The organism is Paenibacillus sp. P36, assembly GCF_045866505.1.
Lineage (GTDB): Bacteria > Bacillota > Bacilli > Paenibacillales > NBRC-103111 > Paenibacillus_E > Paenibacillus_E chondroitinus.
This window is the reverse complement of the sequence record NZ_AP038372.1, coordinates 5001693-5022553: the sequence shown is the minus strand read 5'-3', so window position 1 is coordinate 5022553 and position 20861 is coordinate 5001693. Positions and strand designations below refer to the sequence as shown.

At 44.3% G+C, this 20861-nt stretch carries 19 protein-coding genes; all 19 read left to right on the top strand.

Annotated features, from left to right (window positions below; genetic code table 11):
* Positions 1 to 15 precede the first annotated feature (15 nt).
* The 19 genes from ACKTT9_RS22530 (at position 16) to rny (ending at position 20803) form a co-directional block, all read left to right on the top strand.
* On the top strand, positions 16 to 1692 hold the full coding sequence (locus ACKTT9_RS22530; protein WP_127450978.1) for a ribonuclease J: 1677 nt from the start codon (positions 16 to 18) through the stop codon (positions 1690 to 1692).
* 177 nt (positions 1693 to 1869) lie between these two features.
* Positions 1870 to 2610, top strand: a complete 741-nt coding sequence (locus tag ACKTT9_RS22525) for an ATP-dependent Clp protease proteolytic subunit (protein ID WP_127451156.1) — start codon at positions 1870 to 1872, stop codon at positions 2608 to 2610.
* The gene (locus ACKTT9_RS22520; protein ID WP_407867720.1) at positions 2607 to 2843 is read left to right on the top strand and encodes a YlzJ-like family protein; all 237 of its coding nucleotides are present in this window, start codon (positions 2607 to 2609) and stop codon (positions 2841 to 2843) included. Before ACKTT9_RS22525 ends, ACKTT9_RS22520 begins: the two co-directional genes overlap by 4 nt.
* A gap of 64 nt (positions 2844 to 2907) precedes the next feature.
* Positions 2908 to 5472 (top strand): DNA translocase FtsK, encoded by a 2565-nt coding sequence (locus tag ACKTT9_RS22515; protein WP_407867719.1) that lies wholly within the window; start codon positions 2908 to 2910, stop codon positions 5470 to 5472.
* 139 nt (positions 5473 to 5611) lie between these two features.
* Complete coding sequence (gene sleB / locus ACKTT9_RS22510) at positions 5612 to 6415, top strand: spore cortex-lytic enzyme (RefSeq protein WP_407867718.1); 804 nt, start codon at positions 5612 to 5614, stop codon at positions 6413 to 6415.
* Positions 6416 to 6514: 99 nt separating this feature from the next.
* Complete coding sequence (gene yfmF / locus ACKTT9_RS22505; RefSeq protein WP_407867717.1) at positions 6515 to 7795, top strand: EF-P 5-aminopentanol modification-associated protein YfmF; 1281 nt, start codon at positions 6515 to 6517, stop codon at positions 7793 to 7795.
* Between the two features lie 3 nt (positions 7796 to 7798).
* A complete protein-coding gene (gene yfmH / locus ACKTT9_RS22500) occupies positions 7799 to 9088 on the top strand; it encodes an EF-P 5-aminopentanol modification-associated protein YfmH (protein ID WP_407867716.1) in 1290 nt (429 codons plus the stop codon).
* Positions 9085 to 9840, top strand: a complete 756-nt coding sequence (ymfI, locus tag ACKTT9_RS22495) for an elongation factor P 5-aminopentanone reductase (RefSeq protein WP_127450966.1) — start codon at positions 9085 to 9087, stop codon at positions 9838 to 9840. Before yfmH ends, ymfI begins: the two co-directional genes overlap by 4 nt.
* A 93-nt stretch (positions 9841 to 9933) precedes the next feature.
* Positions 9934 to 10185 carry a DUF3243 domain-containing protein gene (locus tag ACKTT9_RS22490; protein ID WP_127450964.1) on the top strand — a complete coding sequence of 84 codons (252 nt, stop codon included), beginning with the start codon at positions 9934 to 9936 and terminating at the stop codon, positions 10183 to 10185.
* 92 nt (positions 10186 to 10277) lie between these two features.
* Complete coding sequence (locus tag ACKTT9_RS22485) at positions 10278 to 11129, top strand: hypothetical protein (protein ID WP_407867715.1); 852 nt, start codon at positions 10278 to 10280, stop codon at positions 11127 to 11129.
* A gap of 120 nt (positions 11130 to 11249) precedes the next feature.
* Entirely contained in the window at positions 11250 to 11993 is a 744-nt protein-coding gene (locus tag ACKTT9_RS22480) for a DUF3388 domain-containing protein (RefSeq protein ID WP_379171917.1), read from the top strand.
* A gap of 49 nt (positions 11994 to 12042) precedes the next feature.
* Complete coding sequence (locus ACKTT9_RS22475) at positions 12043 to 12921, top strand: helix-turn-helix domain-containing protein (protein WP_127450958.1); 879 nt, start codon at positions 12043 to 12045, stop codon at positions 12919 to 12921.
* 146 nt (positions 12922 to 13067) lie between these two features.
* Positions 13068 to 13559 (top strand): YajQ family cyclic di-GMP-binding protein, encoded by a 492-nt coding sequence (locus tag ACKTT9_RS22470; protein ID WP_127450956.1) that lies wholly within the window; start codon positions 13068 to 13070, stop codon positions 13557 to 13559.
* 127 nt (positions 13560 to 13686) lie between these two features.
* Entirely contained in the window at positions 13687 to 15015 is a 1329-nt protein-coding gene (rimO, locus tag ACKTT9_RS22465; protein ID WP_407867714.1) for a 30S ribosomal protein S12 methylthiotransferase RimO, read from the top strand.
* Positions 15012 to 15599 (top strand): CDP-diacylglycerol--glycerol-3-phosphate 3-phosphatidyltransferase, encoded by a 588-nt coding sequence (pgsA, locus tag ACKTT9_RS22460; protein WP_127450952.1) that lies wholly within the window; start codon positions 15012 to 15014, stop codon positions 15597 to 15599. The genes rimO and pgsA overlap by 4 nt, the downstream gene beginning before the upstream one ends.
* Positions 15600 to 15640: 41 nt before the next feature.
* Entirely contained in the window at positions 15641 to 16891 is a 1251-nt protein-coding gene (locus ACKTT9_RS22455; protein ID WP_407867713.1) for a competence/damage-inducible protein A, read from the top strand.
* Between the two features lie 172 nt (positions 16892 to 17063).
* Positions 17064 to 18107, top strand: coding sequence for a recombinase RecA (gene recA / locus ACKTT9_RS22450; RefSeq protein WP_315951015.1), 1044 nt, complete (start codon positions 17064 to 17066; stop codon positions 18105 to 18107).
* Positions 18108 to 18187: 80 nt separating this feature from the next.
* Positions 18188 to 18877 carry a regulatory protein RecX gene (locus tag ACKTT9_RS22445; RefSeq protein WP_407867712.1) on the top strand — a complete coding sequence of 230 codons (690 nt, stop codon included), beginning with the start codon at positions 18188 to 18190 and terminating at the stop codon, positions 18875 to 18877.
* A gap of 387 nt (positions 18878 to 19264) precedes the next feature.
* Positions 19265 to 20803 (top strand): ribonuclease Y, encoded by a 1539-nt coding sequence (gene rny / locus ACKTT9_RS22440; RefSeq protein ID WP_145656332.1) that lies wholly within the window; start codon positions 19265 to 19267, stop codon positions 20801 to 20803.
* Positions 20804 to 20861 lie beyond the last annotated feature (58 nt).

The following is a 20861-nucleotide window of genomic DNA, read 5'->3' as shown; positions in this document are numbered from 1 at the left end:
GAAGGAGGTATATTCTTGTCCAAAAAAAATATTGATAAACTTTTGATCTTCGCTCTTGGCGGCGTGGGCGAAATCGGAAAAAATATGTATTGCGTTCAGTATGCGAACGATATCATCGTCATTGATAGTGGTTTGAAATTTCCTGAGCAGGACATGCTCGGAATTGATATTGTCATTCCAGATATCGGATACTTAACGGAGAATCGGGATAAAGTACGCGGCATTATCATTACTCACGGCCATGAAGATCATATCGGCGGCTTACCTTATGTGCTTAAGCATCTTAATGTTCCACTGTATGCTACTAAACTTACAATGGGTCTCATTGAAGCGAAGCTGAAGGAAGCGAACTTGCTCGGTACAACGAACCGGATCCTAATTAACGCGGATTCCGTGCTTTCTTTAGGCACTATTACAGCAACATTCTTCAAAACGAATCACAGTATCCCTGATTCTGTAGGTGTCGCTCTGGATACACCGGAAGGCGTGGTTGTGCATACAGGAGACTTCAAATTTGATCAAACTCCTGTGAACGATCAATATGCCGATTTGCACCGCATGGCAGAGATCGGGAAGAAAGGCGTTCTTGCCTTGCTTTCTGACAGTACCAATGCAGAACGACCTGGTTACACAGGCTCGGAGCGCAGTGTAGGTATTGAGATTGAAGAAGTGTTCCGTAAAGCTAAACAGAGAGTGGTTATTGCAACATTTGCATCTAACATTCATCGTGTACAACAGGTGTTTGATGCAGCGGCTGCAACGAATCGTAAAGTTACCGTTATTGGTCGAAGCATGGTTAACGTGGTATCGATTGCAAGCGAATTAGGTTACTTGAACATTCCGGATGGCATGTTGATTGAGCCGGAGGAAGTGAACAAGCTTGCTGCTGACCGGGTTGTCATTCTTTCCACAGGAAGCCAAGGCGAGCCGATGTCTGCACTTACAAGAATGGCACGTTCCACCCACCGTAAAGTTGATATTTTACCAGGGGATACGGTCATTATTGCAGCTACGCCGATTCCAGGAAATGAACGTGATGTAGGACGTACCGTAGATGAATTGTTCCGTATCGGTGCTAATGTTATTTACGGACCAGGTTCAGTAACCGGTGTACACGTTTCAGGTCACGGCAGTCAAGAAGAATTGAAGCTTATGCTCAATTTGATGAAGCCGAAATACTTTATTCCCATTCACGGTGAATATCGCATGCTCCGTCAGCATGGACTCCTTGCTGAGTCTGTAGGTATGGCGAAAGAAGATATTTTCATGTGTGATATCGGTGACACGGTAGAAATTCAAAATGGAGTTGCACGCAAAGGATCCAAAGTTCAAAGCGGCAACATTCTGATTGATGGACTGGGCGTCGGAGATGTAGGCAACATTGTGTTGCGTGACCGTAAGTTACTGTCTCAGGACGGTATTCTTGTAGTCGTTGTTACTCTCAGTAAACAAGATGGCAAAATTTTATCCGGACCGGATATCATTTCTCGCGGATTCGTGTATGTACGTGAATCAGAGGGCCTCTTGGAAGAAGCCAATCGCATTGTTACCAATACATTAACGAAGTTAATGAATGAAAATGTAAATGAATGGGCATCTTTAAAAACTAATGTAAAAGATGTTCTCGGACGCTTTTTATATGAACAAACCAGAAGAAGACCAATGATCCTTCCAATTATCATGGAAGTCTAGGCTCGAACAGTCACTTGAACCTATGCAAATAGCAAAGCTCTCTCCATCACTGGAGGGAGCTTTTTTCAGTCGGCCCATAAGTAGAAATGATGCATGAAAGGTACCAAGATTATTCATACTATGGGAGATTATGATCCATGTCTGTAAGGATTGTTAGTCAAACATGAAGGGGGACTTATTGTGGCATCATCTACAGAACCGACGAAGCAGCAGGAACCAGTGACAGAGGAAGGAAAGAAAAATCCTGTCCTCGAAAATATTCAGCAATTAGGCCAAACCAATACGATTTCGGGCGAATCGAACATTTTTTGTCTTACGATCATCGGACAAGTCGAAGGCCATATCGTGCTTCCGCCGCAGAATAAAACAACGAAATATGAGCATATCATCCCACAATTGGTCGCCGCGGAGCAAAATCCAAAGATTGAAGGCGTCATGATTATTTTAAATACGGTGGGCGGAGATGTTGAAGCAGGGTTAGCGATAGCAGAGATGGTGTCAACCCTTTCGAAGCCTTCGATCGCTCTAGTTCTAGGGGGAGGACACAGTATCGGGGTTCCTATTGCAGTTTCTGCAGATTACTCCATTATTGCGGAGACTGCGACGATGACGATTCACCCAATTCGATTAAATGGCTTAATTATCGGGGTTCCGCAAACTTTTGAGTATCTGGATAAAATGCAAGAACGCGTCGTTCGATTCGTAACGAAACATTCCAATGTAACGGAACAAAAGTTTAAAGAGTTGATGTTTAAGACGGGGGAGTTAACCAGAGATATCGGGACAACGGTCATTGGCGAGGATGCTGTGAAATACGGCTTAATCAATCAGGTCGGCGGGATCGGCGATGCCATTCGGGAGCTTAACAAGCGTATTGAGTCGAAGAAGGCAGCTATGGGTGGTGGCATGGTACAATGATTCACTACTCGGTGGTGCCGATGGATGTGATTTTTGAAGGGGCAGATACGTATGAGCCCAAGTTCATGGATATTGAACAAGGCGGAATCAAGATGCAGATTGAGCCAATTAGCGGCTTTCAAGCTCGTATTGTCAGACTGTACAGCTGTAACCCGCAGGATTATTTAAAAGAGCAATATGCCCCTGGAACTATAATTTCTTTCAGTCCAATCATGGAGAATTCACTCACATAAAGCGCTGTTCCTGTATCATCCCTCAAGCCAAATATGGTATAATGTGGACTTGGGGGTGACAAGCGTGGCGAAACGCAAGAAGAAGGGTAAGGCTTTAAAAACTAGCTTGTTATTCGAATTGTACGGGATTCTCATTTTGATTTTTTCCGTCATTGCCCTTGCTCATCAAGGACATGTCGGAAACTCATTGATTTACCTTTTCCGTTTTTTTGTTGGAACGTGGTATTCGTTAGTGCCTCTCATTTTCATATATGTGGCCTTATATGCCATGATCAAACGAGCCTGGCCACAGATGGTGACGCCTAAGAAAGCAGGCATTTTGCTGTTTATTCTTGGACTGTTGATAAAAAATCACATTGATTTATTTGCTCAATTGTACCCGGATGGCGGATTTACGTCAGGCAAAATCATTTCGTCGACATGGAATGCCATGTTGGAAGGGCTGCATCCGACAGAAGCAGGACAGGCTGCGCTTAAGCACGGCATTGGCGGCGGCATGATCGGCGCTATGCTGTATAGTATCTTGTACTTCTTATTTGATTACTTAGGTGCAAGATTAATTCAGTACGCCTTATTTGTCATAGGTTTTATTCTGGCTACCGGCATCTCTTATGTGGATATCGGGAACGTAATCCGCGGACGGTTCAGCAATGTCGGGCAAAATTTCAAAGACAGAATGAAAGAATGGCTGCAGGATCGAGAAGGGCGACAACCCGCGCAGGTTGCCACGGCCACGGTCTCTGGTACAAACGACAAGAAAGTAAAAAGGCAGGCTTATGTCCCTGTTGACGATGAGTTCGATGAAGAAGTATTCCAGCCAGTGAAACGAAAGAAATCACCGCTTCTCATGGAGTTGCTGCGTCCTATTAAAGAAGGGCGAAAGAAAGCAACTGCAGCGGCAAATGATGAGAATGAAGATGAATTTGTACATAATGCAGAAGAAACGGAAGCTTCCGAGGAAGTGGTTTATAAATCGAATGAAGTGCGATCTGCTGTCGAGATTCCAGCGGAAGATCAGCCTGTCACACCGATTATCCGCGATTTTCAGGAGCAAGTGTTTCAAGAAGCCCAACAATCGGTTAAACCTGTTTCGGCTGCATCAACAACGGCGATGCCTAAGACAAAACCAGCTTCAGCGAGTGATGCAACTGGGGATGATGAACCTGTAACTTTAGAGTTTCAAGATCATGTACCGGCCGTTCAAACCCGTCCGTATGAGATGCCTGCACTGGACCTGCTGGCGAAGCCGGCTGTCGGCAAAGGAAGTGAGATGTCGGACTACAAAGCGAATGCGCGAAAGCTGGAGGCCACCTTGGAAAGCTTCGGTGTGCGTGCCAAAGTGCTCGAGGTCGTCAGGGGACCTGCTGTTACACGGTACGAGATTCAGCCTGACGTCGGGGTGAAGGTAAGTCGAATTGTTTCCTTAACGGACGATATCGCGTTAGCGCTTGCCGCAAAGGATATTCGGATGGAAGCTCCGATTCCGGGCAAATCGGCAATTGGGATTGAGGTTCCGAATCTTGAGGTTTCCGTTGTAACGATGCGAGAAGTGATGGAAACATCAGCTTTTCAAGAATCGAGTTCTCGTCTGTCTGTTGTACTCGGGAGGGATATCTCTGGACAACCTATCGTGGGGAATTTGGCTCGAATGCCTCACTTACTCGTAGCTGGTGCTACAGGTTCAGGTAAATCCGTATGTATTAACGGGATCATTACGAGTATCTTGTATAAAGCTAAACCGAATGAAGTTAAGTTTCTGATGATCGACCCCAAGATGGTTGAGTTAAATGTCTACAATGGAATACCGCATCTTCTCGCGCCGGTTGTAACTGATCCACGAAGAGCATCTCTGGCTCTTAAGAAAATCGTTGTCGAGATGGAGAAACGCTACGAGTTGTTTTCGAAGAGCGGAACGCGAAACATTGAAGGCTATAATGCTATGTTGACGGAAAGCGGCACAGCGGCTCCATTGCCTTACTACGTTGTCATTGTAGACGAGTTGGCGGATTTAATGATGGTCGCAGCTAATGACGTAGAAGATTCAATCTGCCGATTAGCGCAGATGGCTCGCGCAGCTGGTATTCACTTGATTATTGCTACGCAAAGGCCATCCGTTGATGTCATTACGGGTGTTATCAAAGCCAATATCCCTTCGCGTATTGCATTTGGAGTTTCTTCCCAAGTCGATTCACGGACCATTTTGGATATGGTTGGCGCCGAGAAGCTGCTAGGCCGAGGCGATATGCTTTATTTACCTGTTGGCGCATCCAAGCCGGTACGTGTACAAGGGGCCTTTTTATCTGATCAAGAGGTCGAGCATGTCGTAACTTTCGTCCGTACGCAAGAACAAGCCAATTACCAAGAAGAATTGGTACCGCAAGTGGAAGAAATGCCGGAACAACAAAATGAATTCGAGGACGAGCTGTATGATCAAGCGGTTCAAATCGTTTTGGAAGCGAAACAAGCATCCGTTTCCTTGCTTCAAAGACGCATGAGAGTTGGCTATACACGTGCAGCAAGGCTTGTTGACGCCATGGAAGCCAAAGGCGTTGTCGGCCCTTATGAGGGAAGCAAACCCCGCGAAGTGCTGATGTCAATTGAGCAATACCAACACAATCGAATTAGTTGATAGCAGATGCAGGATGATTACATGGACACTCTCTTTCTAGAGAGTGTTTTTGTTTGCATAAACCAAGACCCCCTTTCTCATAATAAGCTAAGAAAAGTAAGAAAAGGCTCTTATTTGAAAAGTGAGGTTGAGAAGGGGAATGAATAAACGATTAATTGTATTAACCTTTTGCATTGTTTTCGTATTGGTTGTTGCCTTCCAATTGAAAGGAAAGTTCAACCCGCCGGCGGAAGAAACGTTCAGCAAAAATGAGATACGTTATGGAGCTACGGGTGCAGACGTCAATGAACTGCAAGGACGTTTGAAATTCATCGGTTTTTATGGCGGCAATATAGACGGTGATTATGGGTATAAGACATTAACGGCTGTGAAACGTTTCCAAGGCGAATTTGGGATGACTGTAGATGGTATTGTAGGGCCAAAAACAAAACTTAAACTATGGGAAGCTACGAAAAATTGGAAACCAACTGCACCAGCCACTGGAGGAAACACAGGTGGTGGTGGTGGCGGTGGAACTGCTGGTGGCACGGACAATGCTGCTTCGGACCAAAAACCGGCTAATCTAACTCCATCAAATAACCTTGGCCTCTCGGAGCAGGATATTAACTTGATGGCGAATGCTGTGAATGGTGAAGCACGAGGCGAGCCCTATGTTGGACAAGTAGCAGTAGCCGCAGTCATTTTGAACCGCGTCAAAAACCCGAGCTTTCCCAACACGGTTTCGGGCGTTATCTTTCAACCAGGTGCGTTTACCGCTGTAGCGGATGGCCAAATTTGGCTTACACCTAGCGAATCAACGAAAAAAGCGGTTAAGGATGCATTAAGCGGCTGGGATCCTACAGGCGGGTGTATCTATTATTTTAACCCGGAAACCGCAACATCCAAGTGGATTTGGAGCCGACCACAAGTTAAGAATATTGGCAAGCATATTTTTTGTAAATAATTTCGAAATGGACAAGGAGAAGGAACCGGCATTGGTTGCTTCTCCTCTTCGTATAGGAATATAATGGAACTATTACGATCTTAGAAGGGAGACAGACCTTTGAAGCATATACAATTTGAGCGCAGTACATTAAATCATATTCGTTTGCATGTGCTGCCGACAGATCGGTTCAAAACGTTTGCAATTTCCGTGTACATAGGCCGTCCCTTAGATGAAGATACGGTCACGAATACCGCCCTTACTCCTTTTGTATTACGCAGAGGAACCGAATTACGGCCGGAAACGAAGCAATTTCGAGAGTATTTGGATGATCTTTACGGTGCAGGTTTTGGTTTTGATATTTACAAAAGAGGCGATTATCAAATTGTGCAGTTACGGATGGATATCATTAATGACCGTTTCGTAAAGTCGGCGCAATCACTCTTGAAGCAAGGGCTTGATTTTGTTGGAGAAACATTGACTCGGCCTGCTCTGGAAGGTAATCATTTTCGCAGCAAATATGTAGATTCCGAGAAGCAAACGCTTCAGAAGCGTATTGAATCCGTTATTAATGATAAAATCCGCTATGCCGCTGAGCGTTGTATCGAAGAAATGTGCAGTGACGATCCGTATCGTCTTCACCCATTGGGTAAAATAGCGGATCTTGACCGCATTAATTCCGAGCAGCTTTACGAACAGTATAGACAGTGGCTTCAATCACAGCCGATAGATATTTATGTAGTTGGCAACACAACGCTCGCTGAAGTTGAAGGAATTGTCGCTTCTGCCTTCAAGATTGAACGCAAGCAAGATGTTGGTTACGTAACTTCGGCTCCGCGGGGCGCTTCAGGTGAAGTGAAAACGGTTGTTGAGCGATTAGACGTTAATCAAGGTAAATTGAACATGGGGCTGCGCACGAATATTTCCTATGGGGATGAGCTTTATCCTGTAGCTCTTATGTATAATGGGGTTCTAGGCGGATATCCGCATTCCAAGTTGTTTATTAACGTCCGTGAGAAAGCAAGTTTAGCTTATTATGCATCATCTCGATTTGATGGGCACAAAGGCATACTAACGATCCAATCCGGAATTGAAATGGCTAATTATGAGAAAGCGGTTGATATTATCCGCAAGCAGCTAACGGCGATGGAGCAGGGAGATATTAATGATATCGAACTAAGCCAGACGCGAGCGATGATTGCGAATCAGCTCCGCGAAATTCAGGATTCCGCTTTTGAATTAATTTCTTTTGATTTTAATGCGATCTTGTCGGGTAAAGAGCGCACAGTAGCGGGGTTAATCGAGTCCGTGGAACAAATCGACATTCCGTCGATTGCTGAAGCTGCTAAGCGAGTTCAACTGGATACGATTTATTTTTTACGGGATCGGGAGGGAGAGTAGGCCATGAAAGTTATTCCTTATCCACACCTGGGTGAAACGATTTATCACGAAGTGCTCGATAATGGGCTTCATGTGTTTGTTCTGCCCAAAGAAGGTTTCCAGAAAACCTATGCGACGTTCACGACGCAGTATGGTTCTATCGATAACGATTTTCAAGTTGAAGGGAAAGCGGCTGTTCAAGTTCCGGACGGTATTGCCCATTTCCTGGAGCACAAAATGTTTGAGGAGCCTGAGGGTGATATTTTCGCTACTTTTGCTTCGAACGGGGCATCAGCGAACGCTTTCACAAGTTTTGACCGGACCGCGTATTTGTTCTCGTCAACGGACAATTATTTAACTAATTTAACGACATTAATTAATTTCGTGCAAAATCCTTATTTTACAGATGAAAATGTGGAAAAAGAAAAAGGGATTATCGGTCAAGAGATTAAAATGTACGAAGACAATGCGGACTGGAGAAGCTATTACGGTTTAATTGAATCCTTATACGCCAAGCATCCTATTCATATTGATATCGCGGGGACCGTAGCTTCGATTTCCAAAATTACAAAGGAGACTTTGTATGAGTGCTACAACACCTTCTACCACCCGAGCAATATGAGCTTGTTTGTTGTAGGCGGGGTGAATGCGGAAGAGGTAATCAAATTAGTCAAGGAGAACCAAGCTGCCAAAACATTTCCACCGCAAGGAGAAATCAAAAGATTTTTCCCGGAAGAGCCGGTGGAGGTGAAGGAAGCACGCAGAGTTACCTTGCTTCCAGTATCGATGCCGAAGTGTTTAATTGGCTTCAAGGAGCAAGCACCGGCTGTGAATGGCAAAGATTTGCTTGTTAGAGAACTGACAACGAAATTAATGCTGGATGTCTTGTTCAGCTCAAGCTCGGATATTTATCAATCGCTTTATGATGAACAGCTAATCTCTGATAATTTCGGACATGAATATAATTGCAGTGATGGATATGCCTTCTCTATCCTTGGCGGTGATACCAAAGATCCTGATCAGCTTATTGCCCGTATTCGTGAAGAAGTAGAGAAAAGGAAGAGCTCAGGACTTGATGAGGTTACCTTTGAACGCAGCCGGAAGAAGAAAATCGGCAATTTCTTACGGATGATGAATTCCCCGGAATCGATTGCGAATGAATTTACGAAATACCGCTTTAAAGGCATTGATTTGTTTGACATTTTGCCTGTATACGAGCAAATTACGCTTGAGGATGTTAATCGACGCTTCAGAGAGCATTTCGATTGGAGTAAGCTTGCTATTTCGATTGTCCAAAGTCGTGAGAAGTCGTGACCTTTTCCAAGCCATTTAGTGAGCAAACGGTTCTCATTACGGGCGCCAGCCGGGGGATTGGAGCAGCAATTGCTGAGCGCTTTGCCGCGGTAGGGATGAAAGTAGTCATCCACTACCGCGATTCTCATGAAGCGGCGAATGAAGTTGCCAGAACTTGCATGAAACATGGTGCGAAGGTGCTGACCGTGTCTGCGGATGTCAAATCCCGAGAACAAATTCTTTTGATGAAGGAAAAGCTGGAGCAAAAAGATATGGTTCCTGATATCATCGTGAATAATGCCGGCATCGCTCATTACGGGCTGTTGTCAGATGTTAGCGAAGAAGAATGGGATTCTGTCATGGACGTTAATTTAAAGGGAGCATTTCTTTGTTCGCAAACCTTTATGCAAGCGATGATTTCCCAAAAGTATGGTAGAATCATCAATGTATCCTCGATCTGGGGTATCTCAGGGGCATCCTGTGAAGTGGTGTATTCCACGGCAAAAGGTGGGCTGAATGCGTTCACTAAGGCTTTAGCTAAAGAACTTGCTCCATCCGGCGTTACAGTAAACGCCGTTGCACCCGGCGCGGTTGAAACCGACATGATGTCCGGGTTTCAAACGGAGGAGCGGGATGCGATTGCCAGTGAAATTCCGGCAGGCCGTTTTGCAATGCCTTATGAAGTGGCTTCGCTCGTTTATTTCCTGGCATTGCCCGAATCCGGCTATATCACAGGTCAAATCATTAGCCCTAATGGTGGATGGTTAACTTAATGTCATTGTAAGAAGCACGCATAATTCTAGTGGGAGAAGCGAATATTACTTATGTAATGACCATCTCTCATAACTCAAAGGAGGCTTCTTACAATGGCTACAGTACTTAAAGTATTTGACAAATGGAAAGAGTTTCTGGCTGAACGCGTTAGTCAAGCTGGACATGCGGGGATGAGTGATGAAACCATCTCGAAGCTCGCTTTTCAAATTGGCGAATTCCTAGCTGATAAAGTTGATCCGGAAAATGAGCAGGAACGTGTGCTCAAAGAGCTGTGGGATGCCGGGGATGAGCAGGATAAACGTACGCTTGCCCGCCTCATGGTAAAATTAGTAGACAAAGGTTAATAACCGTTTTACAATTCAATAGGGTACTATGTGAAAGCCTCCTCTTTCGGAGGCTTTTGCACGCTTTCTTAGGTAGAAAGGAATCGAATTTCATGATGATCAAACGTTCTATGCTTATGATTTTGCTCTTATCTTTTATTGTTGCAGGGTGTGGAAATCGAGGTATTCCTGTTATCAAACAGGAGTTATTGGATAAGAAATTGTCTGTCTTGATGCTTTCCAGCGTTAATTTATCTCAAACCGCTAAGGACTCCATTGGGAGTGCGCTTCAAAAGTGGAGAGACGCCAATTTTATCGCCTATGATTGGATTAACGATTTGAGTGCAGTGGATGATCGTGTGCTCACGAAATTGAAAGCAAGCTCGTACGATTACATATATGTTATCGGCAACGATTTGTTCCCATCGGCAAATGGGGTGATTCAGCAAGGGTTAAATCCGGGTAAATGGACATTATTACAGAGCCAGTTGGATGTTAACGGGAGTGCGAGCACAACCCTTGAGCAAGCTGCGTTATTGCAAATTGATTCTCAACAAATTGATAACTTGAAGAATCAGTGGATTCAAAATCTCATGGCTCAGAATGTTACAGTGGAATGGGTGACGAGAAGCGATCGTCCGATTCCTTCTGCATGGGCACCTTCGGAAGAAGCGGACCACATTGTTTTGCTTGATAATAATGAGCAATGGTTTCAGCAATTAGCTTTCCAAACGAGACAGCACTATGCGACTTGGATTATATTCTATTCTCCAGCGACAGAAGCGCAGCTGCAAAAAGCAAAAACGCTAGGAACATCTGTCATTGATGTCTCAAATTCATTATCAGCTGAGCTGAACTGGCCGCAAATTCTCGATGACCGGCTTCTTGCAATGACAAGTAAGTCATGGCAGAAAGGCGCTTTGAATTACAATGAAAAAGAGCTTACTGAACTCAAAATGAAATAAATTCGTGCCTCTTTATAGAAGGAAATTGGCGAAAATTGTAGAATTTATTTGTAGAGCTAACAAAAGGAACGTTACAGATACAGCGATGAGGTGGAAGGATTGGACGTTAAAGAATGGTATATGGAGTATAAGATTCACAAAAACCGTCCCGGGTTATTAGGGGATATCGCTTCCTTGATGGGGATGTTGGATATTAATATTGTAACCATTAATGGGGTTGAAGATCGTACGCGTGGTATGCTTCTTCAAACTAACGATGAAGAAAAAATTGACTTAATGGGTAAAATGCTGAAAAAAGTAGATAATATTACTATTACGGCATTACGTCCACCTAAGCTTGTGGATATTTTGGCTGTGCGTCATGGTCGTTATATCGAACGCGATTCGGATGATCGCAAAACATTCCGGTTTACCCGTGATGAGTTAGGGTTATTGGTTGACTTCCTTGGCGAGGTTTTCAAACGTGAAGGCAATCATGTGATCGGGCTTCGCGGCATGCCTCGGGTTGGCAAGACAGAATCGATTATTGCAGGAAGTGTATGTGCAAATAAACGCTGGACTTTCGTTTCTTCCACGTTGCTTCGTCAGACGGTTCGCAGCCAATTATCCGAAGATGAAATGACTCCTAACAATGTGTTCATTATTGACGGAATCGTTTCCACGATTCGTTCGAATGAGAAGCATCATAGTCTTTTACAGGATATCATGGCGATGCCATCTACGAAGGTAATCGAGCATCCGGATATATTTATTCGCGAATCTGAATACACTTATAATCACTTTGATTATATTATTGAGCTTCGTAATAGCCCGGATGAAGAAATCAATTATGATTCGTTTACGTATACGTCCGAACCATTTTAAGGTTTGTAACGTCATTAACTAATGAGATTCCCGTGGGGAGGTGACCATTATGTCTGATCTTGGATACATTTTACGCAAGACACGATTGGAAAGAAAGATTTCGCTAGATGATTTGCAGGAAGTTACAAAAATTCGTAAACGCTACCTTGAAGCCATTGAAGAAGGAAACTATAAAGTGCTGCCAGGAAGCTTTTATGTACGAGCTTTCATCAAAAGCTATGCCGAAGCGGTAGGATTGGATCCAACTGAAGTGTTGAATATGTACGAGACAACGAATCCTTCTCCAGTCGTGGAAAAACCGGTAGTAGAAACAATTCGTAAAAATCGAACGAGTGTTCGTAATACGGAGAAAATGAGCCGTTGGGCGTCAAGTGTGATGTTTATATGTTTCATTTTGCTCATTTTCGGAATTGTGTACTATTATACATATAAGAACTATAAGGGAACACCGGCAGGGGAAAAGCCTTCTCAAACGCAGTCTCCGCGAATTACGGATACCACGAATCCCGGGGCAGGAACGACTCCGACAACTTCAACGAATGCCTCCAGTGAAGGTAAAGTGGAGCCTCTTCCGACTCCAACGCCGGCACCGACACCAACGCCACCAGCGGTACAAGTTAAATTTAGCAGCAACGAAAAAGGTGTAGATAACTACACGATTACCGGTACTGCGAATTTAAACATACAAATGAAAATAAACGGTTCCTGCTGGATTCGAATTGATGCCCTTACAGAGGGTGGCGGTAAAGACATGTTAAGACAAAAGCTTTACAAAGCAGGCGATACTGACGCCTTTGATTTGACAAGTTCCGCCTATCTGAATGTAGGAGCAGCAAGTGCGCTAGAGCTTACTGTGAACGGCACCGTGGTACCTGTTGGTGATACGCCTAATCCAAAGCGTGTACAGCTGAACTTGCAAAAAAACTAGCATTTTGGCATTTCCTGCGCTTTCCCGGGTAATGAAATCATTTCCTCAAGAGACATCCTAGGCCGTGGGGCTGCGGGATGTTTCTTTTTATTAGACTTCTTGCTATAATGCTATTGTAATTTGATGGAAAGGGTGTTTGGTCTAAGATGAGTTCAGAAAGTTCGTTCGATATTGTATCCAAGGTAGATATGCAGGAGTTAAATAACGCCATTCAACAGGCTGAAAAAGAGATTGCAACCCGCTTTGATTTTAAGGGTAGCAAAAGCAGCATTAAATTAGAAAAAGATCAATTAGTCGTTACTTCGGATGATGAGTTCAAGCTTCAGAATGTTCTAGATATCCTGCATGCCAAAATGACAAAACGCGGGATTTCGATCAAAAATCTCGATTACAGCAAGGTAGAACCAGCGGCCAGCTCGACCGTAAGACAGAAAATCAGCATGAAACAAGGTGTCGATCAAGAAAATTCGAAAAAGATCAACGTCCTGATTCGTGATTCGAAACTTAAGGTGAAAACGCAAGTACAAGGAGATCAAATTCGGGTAACGGGCAAGAGCCGTGATGATTTGCAGGCTGTTATCGCTCTGCTTCGCAAGGCGGATATTCCTCTTGATCTACAATTTGTAAACTTAAAATAGGCATACATACCCTGTTATTGAAAGAGAAGCCCCCTGCTGCGAGGGGGTTTTTACATTTTGACACCCTATAGGGCTTGTATTATACTTGTAGGGAGCGTTTTTAGGACTATTGGAGGTTGTTTCTTTCATGACAGAAAAGGTTAAAGTAGTAACCCTCGGATGCGAGAAGAATATGGTCGATTCCGAGATTATGGCTGGATTAATACATGGGCGTGGTTTTCAGCTTGTAGATAACAAGGAAGATGCCACTGTCATTATCGTGAACACTTGCGGGTTCATTGATGCAGCGAAAGAAGAATCCGTAAATACAATTTTGGATATGGCAGAACTCAAAGAAACAGCGAATCTTAAGGCGCTTATCGTTTCAGGTTGCTTAACCCAGCGTTACAAAAAGCAGCTGCTCGATGAAATGCCGGAGATTGACGGAATCGTGGGAACGGGAGATTTTGACAAAATCAATGATATCGTTGATGAGGCTCTGCGCGGGAAAAGACCGATTCTTGTTGGGAATCCGGTATTTAACTATGATGCGGACCTGCCGAGGCTTGTTACAACGCCTAGATATACAGCGTATGTAAAAATCGCCGAAGGCTGCGATAATGCGTGCACATTCTGTAGTATCCCGATCATGCGCGGAAACTTCAAGAGCAGAAGCATGGAGTCCATTGTTGCGGAAGTAGCTAACTTGGCTTCCCAAGGCGTGAAAGAAATTAGCTTAATTGCACAGGATTCTACGAACTACGGGACAGATTTGTATGATAGCTTTATGCTGCCTACTCTTCTGAATAAAGTGAGCGAGGTAGAAGGCATTGAGTGGGTACGTCTGCACTATGCATATCCTGGTTTCTTTAGTGATGAATTAATTGAAGTGATGGCGACAAACCCGAAAGTGTGTAAATACATCGATATGCCGCTTCAACACAGCGAAGATTCCATTCTTAAACGTATGCGTAGACCTGGCCGTCAAAAGGATACCCGTGAACTGGTTCGCAAAATTCGCGAATCGATCCCGGATGTTGCACTTCGGACTTCTCTTATTGTAGGGTTCCCGGGAGAAACGGAAGAAGATTTCGAGAACTTGAAACAATTTGTTCGTGATGTACAGTTCGACCGCCTTGGTGTTTTTGCCTATTCCAAAGAAGATGATACGCCGGCGGCACGTTTGCCGAATCAAGTGCCTGATGATGTGAAAGAGTATCGTGCGAATGCAATCATGGAAATCCAAAGAGAAATTTCGAATATCCGCGGCGGACGCCGTATCGGTCAAGAAATTGATGTACTGATTGAGCGGTACGATGGCAGAAGCGATGTGTATATTGGACGTTCTCAATTTGATGCTCCCGAGATCGATGGGGAAGTATTCGTTTCGAATGGTAAACTGACAATCGGTGAACTTGCCAAAGTTCGTATTACCCACTCTTATGAGTTTGACTTATCTGGGGAGGTAATTGCATGAACCTGGCCAACCGCATCACCGTGGCGAGGATTTTACTAGTACCGATCATCATGTTTTTTTTGTTGATTAAGGTAAAATTCCCTCATATACGGATTGAGGAATTTAGCATTACGTATAATCAAATTATTGCTGCTACTATTTTCATTATTGCAGCGAGCACAGATAGTTTAGATGGTTATATTGCCAGAAAACGCAATTTAGTAACCAATTTAGGCAAGCTGCTTGATCCCTTGGCGGATAAGCTGCTTGTTACGGCTGTGCTCGTTTCACTAGTGGAAATGGGTAAAGTAGATGCTTGGATCGTCATTGTCATTATCAGTAGAGAATGGGCTGTAACAGGTCTTCGTCAAATTGCTCTGCTGGAAGGCACAGTGATGGCGGCTAGTAAGTGGGGAAAAGCAAAGACTGCAGCTCAGATTACAGCCATCATAGCGCTACTTATCAATAATTTTCCGTTTACGTTTGTGGATTTCCCTTTTGATGTCATAGCAAGTTGGGCAGCGGCCATCATTACGGTCTACTCAGGTATCGAGTATTTTGTGAAAAATAAACATGTCATAGACTTTTCAGAAAAGACACAATAGGGCTTCCTATTGGTTTTTTTCTATTCTAGGAGGATGCTGGGATGAAAGCAGAAATCGTTGCCGTTGGAACAGAGCTCTTGCTTGGCCAAATTGTTAATACGAACGCTCAATTTCTTTCCAGGGAGTGCGCCGCAATTGGTGTGGACATATATTTCCAGACCGTAGTGGGCGATAATGAGCAGAGATTGCTGGAAAGCCTCACATTAGCCGCCTCCAGAGCCGATGTGGTCATCTGCACAGGTGGTTTGGGTCCTACGCAGGATGACCTCACAAAAGATGTCCTAGCGGCTTACGTAGGCCGTCAGTTAATCATTCATGAGCCATCGATGAATGCAATCACCCAGATGTTTCAATCACGCGGGATACATATGGTAGAAAGCAACAGGCGCCAAGCGTTAATGCTTGAGGGCAGTGATCCATTACATAACGAAACAGGACTGGCCGTAGGTGTTGCCTTCACGTTTGAAGGAACTCATTTCATTCTTCTACCTGGACCGCCTAAAGAAATGAAACCCATGTTTACCAACTATGCGATTCCTTGGCTGCGTGCGGTTATGCATGATGAAGTTCCGCTTTATTCCAAAATGCTCAAATTTGCCGGCATCGGTGAGTCTAATTTAGAGCATCAATTAATTGATTTGATTCAAGCACAATCGGACCCAACCATCGCTCCATATGCCAAAGAAGGCGAAGTGACGATTCGTCTGACGACCCGCGCGCAAACGGCGGAAGAGGGCGAACGCAAACTGTTTGCGACAGAACAAGAGATTAGAAGCCGTTTAGGCCAGCACATTTACGCGGATCAAGACGTACCGATTGAAACGATGGTTTTGAAAATGCTGGATGAACGCAAGCTGTCGCTTGCAGTTGCTGAGAGCTGCACAGGCGGTTTGCTCAGTGATTTAATAACTTCAATACCCGGGAGCTCGAGCTCTTTCCTGGGGGGGATTATCTGTTATTCCAATGCGCTAAAACATAAGCTTCTCGGTGTTCCTATGGAGGTGTTGGAAGGCGAGGGTGCGCCGGGTGCTGTCAGCAGCGAAACAGCGGTTATCTTAGCAGAGAGTTTGCTCACGACAACGGGAAGTGACTTTGGCATTTCCGTAACCGGTGTAGCCGGTCCTGGCTCGTCTGAAGGCAAGCCTGTCGGACTTGTATATATTGGATTTGCGCAGAAGAACGCGGAGACACAAGTCATTACGCTGCAGCTTTCCGGCAACCGGGAATCGATTAAGCATAGATCCGCGAAGAGCGCGCTCTACCACCTTTGGAAACAGTTGAAAGATAGCTAGAGTTCGCATATAATCAAAGAAGTGTTAACGGAAGAACCGTAACAAAGCGATAACTTTGTTGCGGTTTTTTGTTTGTTCGCGAAAAAAAACGAATGTATGTTCGAAAAAGTACTTGGCAAACACCCCGAAACAAGTTATCATATACCTATAATGATAGAAGGAAGTGAGTGTTTTGACAGACCGTCGCGCAGCACTTGATAATGCATTACGACAAATTGAGAAACAGTTCGGTAAAGGCTCCATCATGAAGCTTGGAGAATCAACGCATATGCAAGTTGAGACGATTTCAAGCGGAGCGTTAGCCCTTGATATTGCACTAGGAATAGGTGGATTCCCACGCGGAAGAATTATTGAAGTATACGGACCTGAATCCTCAGGTAAAACAACAGTAGCTTTACATGCGATCGCTGAAGTCCAGAAGGTTGGCGGACAAGCTGCATTTATCGATGCAGAGCACGCGTTGGATCCTTCTTATGCAAGTAAGCTCGGCATTAACATAGATGAGCTGTTGCTCTCTCAACCTGATACCGGTGAGCAAGCTCTAGAGATCGCAGAAGCGCTTGTAAGAAGCGGCGCGGTAGATATTATCGTTATCGACTCTGTAGCGGCACTAGTACCTAAAGCAGAGATCGAAGGCGAAATGGGAGACTCTCACGTGGGTCTGCAAGCACGTCTGATGTCTCAAGCACTTCGTAAGCTATCTGGTGCAATTAACAAATCCAAGGTTATTGCGATTTTCATTAACCAGTTGCGTGAGAAGGTCGGCGTTATGTTTGGAAACCCGGAGACAACGCCTGGTGGCCGTGCACTGAAGTTCTACTCCTCCGTTCGACTGGATGTTCGTCGCATAGAAACCATCAAGCAAGGTAACGATATGGTCGGTAACCGCACGAGGATTAAGGTCGTTAAGAATAAAGTAGCTCCTCCGTTCAAACAAGCGGAAGTAGATATTATGTACGGTGAAGGAATCTCACGTGAAGGCAGTATCATTGATATCGCAACTGAGATGGATATCGTGAATAAAAGCGGAGCTTGGTATTCCTATGAGGGCGAACGTTTAGGCCAAGGTCGTGAAAATGCTAAGCAATTCTTGAAAGATAACAAAGCAATTGCCGAAACGATCGAGCAAAAAATCCGTGAAAACAGCAATTTGATTGTTGCTGTCGGACCAAATGTGGACGAGGAAGACGATGAGTTAGAAGCGGCTTTCGAGTAAGATTCGATTATATATCATACCGTGAAAGCACCTTAAACCTTAGGTTAGGGTGCTTTCGTGCATGAAAGGGGCTAGAAAGCTTGGAGCAGGAAGATCAGCAGATGTCTATCATCACATTAGTGGAGAAACAGAAGCGGGGGAAGCACCGCTATAACATATTTTTGAATGAAGAGTATGCGTTTTCCGTTCACGAAGACATTTTGATTAAGCATCGACTAGTCAAAGGAGAGAGCGTAGATCTCCAAGATATTGAGAGAATTATTCAAGATGAAGAACGGAATAATTCGTACATGAAAGCTTTGCGAGCGATTGGCCGGAGACCGCACTCATCGAGCGAGTTGAAACGCAAGCTCAAAGAATCAGGTTATGAACCACCTATTATCGAATGGGTGATTGAGAAGTTAGCTTCGCAAAATTATCTGAATGATGAAGAGTTTGCTAAAATGTGGACGGACAGCCGGATTATTTCTCAAAAGAAAGGCCGTAACCTCGTTCGTCAAGAGCTGCAACAAAAAGGCATCGATAAAGAGTTGGTTAAACATGCAATGGAGAACATCAATCAAGAAGATGAAATAGCTGGAGCCATGAAACTTGCTCAAACGAAATGGAAGCAAACCTCTGGCGAGGTTTTTGATAAGAAGAGAAAGACGGCAGCTTTTCTAATGCGCAGAGGGTACACGGGTGCCGTTGTGACGAAGGTACTTGGGCAATTGAGCAGCGAGCCGAGTGAAGATGATTTCGAAATCCATGATGATTCCTTCGATGATTAATGTTGTAAAATAATAACTGAAATTACTTAACAATATGAATGAATAAAAGGGGACGCAGTTGGGCATGATGATCTTCTCATGGACTATCGCTTGACAAGCTTCTTCGACAAAAGATAAAATAACAGTGTATATTTTCATAATGTATTCAAAATCATACTTATTTCATTGATTTTGAGGGGACAGATGTAAAAACCGCCAATTTTTACTCTGTTGATTATGGATTATTAGCACTATAGTGCCTCTTACGCACAGTGCGCATTCATTTAAAAGCCATACTCTTTTTACTTTAGGGTATGTATGACTAGTTAAACAATTAAAAATCGGATTAAAAAACCGAACGGAATCCCAGGCTAACACCTTGGAGAAACCAACGAGGAGGTGAACAAGATGACTGTCATCTGGATCGCGATCATTCTCATTGTTGGAGCTGCATGCTTAGGGATTGGTTATTTTATCCGTAAATCTCTTGCAGAAGCGAAAATTTCCAGTGCTGAAACAGCCGCTGAGCAGATTAGAGAAGCTGCTAAGAAAGAAGCAGAAGCACTGAAAAAAGAAACGGTTCTGGAAGCAAAGGACGAAGTGCATAAACTTAGGTCCGAAGCTGAAAAAGACATTCGTGAGCGTCGGAATGAAATTCAACGACAAGAAAGACGATTGTTGCAAAAAGAGGAATCGCTGGATAAAAAATTAGAATCTCTCGAGCGTAAAGAAGAGCAAGTTGCCAACAAAGAGAAGCGGATCGAGGATACCCAAAATCAAATTGATCAGCTTTATAAAAGCCAGGTTTCGGAGTTAGAGCGTATCTCAGGACTTACAATGGAAGAAGCGAAAAGCATTATTCTTACCAATGTGGAGCAGGAAGTACGACACGAGACCGCACAGCTTATTAAAGAAATCGAACAACAGGCCAAAGAAGACGGCGATAAGAAAGCCCGTGAGATCATCACGCTCGCCATTCAACGTTGTGCCGCAGATCATGTTGCTGAAACGACAGTTTCAGTTGTTTCATTGCCAAATGAAGAAATGAAAGGCCGGATTATCGGTCGTGAGGGACGTAATATCCGTGCACTGGAAACATTAACGGGTATTGACCTTATTATTGATGACACGCCAGAAGCAGTTATTTTATCTGGATTTGATCCAATTCGTCGCGAAATTGCTCGTACATCCCTAGAGAAACTTGTTGCCGATGGACGTATTCATCCAGCACGTATTGAAGAGATGGTTGAGAAATCCCGTAAAGAAGTGGATGAACGCATCCGCGAATATGGGGAGCAAGCCACGTTTGAAGTTGGAGTTCACGGATTGCATCCTGACTTGATCAAGATTTTGGGTCGACTGAAATTTAGAACAAGTTATGGTCAGAACGTATTGAAGCATTCCATGGAGGTAGCTTATCTGGCTGGTCTGATGGCCGGGGAGCTCGGGGTAGACGTAACTTTGGCGAAACGTGCCGGGCTGCTTCATGACATCGGTAAGGCGCTTGACCACGAGGTTGAAGGATCTCATGTCGAGATTGGTGTTGAGATTGGTAAGAAGTACAAGGAGCATCCAGTCGTCATTAACAGTATTGCATCACATCACGGTGATGTAGAGGCAACTTCCGTTATTGCGATGTTAGTCGGAGCAGCAGATGCCTTATCCGCGGCGAGACCTGGAGCACGCAGGGAAACGCTCGAAACATATATTAAGCGTCTAGAGAAGCTCGAAGAAATTTCGGAATCTTTTGAAGGTGTTGAGAAATCATACGCCATTCAAGCAGGCCGTGAAGTACGTGTTATGGTTCAACCTGAGAAAGTGGATGACACCGAAGCGTTCCGTCTGGCCCGCGATATTACCAAAAAAATCGAGGGTGAACTCGATTATCCGGGACATATTAAGGTTACCGTCATTCGTGAAACACGAGCTGTTGAATACGCTAAATAAGAGTAACCAATGCGAAAAGTGGCTGATACAGCCACTTTTCCTTATTTTATAGGGGGAC

Bases quoted from the DNA above. Each gene is read 5' to 3' on its own strand.
- rny (WP_145656332.1), top strand. From the start codon at position 19,265: ATGACTGTCATCTGGATCGCGATCATTCTCATTGTTGGAGCTGCATGC.
- ACKTT9_RS22490 (WP_127450964.1), top strand. From the start codon at position 9,934: ATGGCTACAGTACTTAAAGTATTTGACAAATGGAAAGAGTTTCTGGCT.
- ACKTT9_RS22520 (WP_407867720.1), top strand. From the start codon at position 2,607: ATGATTCACTACTCGGTGGTGCCGATGGATGTGATTTTTGAAGGGGCA.
- ACKTT9_RS22485 (WP_407867715.1), top strand. From the start codon at position 10,278: ATGATGATCAAACGTTCTATGCTTATGATTTTGCTCTTATCTTTTATT.
- ACKTT9_RS22455 (WP_407867713.1), top strand. From the start codon at position 15,641: ATGAAAGCAGAAATCGTTGCCGTTGGAACAGAGCTCTTGCTTGGCCAA.
- pgsA (WP_127450952.1), top strand. From the start codon at position 15,012: ATGAACCTGGCCAACCGCATCACCGTGGCGAGGATTTTACTAGTACCG.
- rimO (WP_407867714.1), top strand. From the start codon at position 13,687: ATGACAGAAAAGGTTAAAGTAGTAACCCTCGGATGCGAGAAGAATATG.
- sleB (WP_407867718.1), top strand. From the start codon at position 5,612: ATGAATAAACGATTAATTGTATTAACCTTTTGCATTGTTTTCGTATTG.
- ACKTT9_RS22480 (WP_379171917.1), top strand. From the start codon at position 11,250: ATGGAGTATAAGATTCACAAAAACCGTCCCGGGTTATTAGGGGATATC.
- ACKTT9_RS22470 (WP_127450956.1), top strand. From the start codon at position 13,068: ATGAGTTCAGAAAGTTCGTTCGATATTGTATCCAAGGTAGATATGCAG.
- ACKTT9_RS22475 (WP_127450958.1), top strand. From the start codon at position 12,043: ATGTCTGATCTTGGATACATTTTACGCAAGACACGATTGGAAAGAAAG.
- yfmH (WP_407867716.1), top strand. From the start codon at position 7,799: ATGAAAGTTATTCCTTATCCACACCTGGGTGAAACGATTTATCACGAA.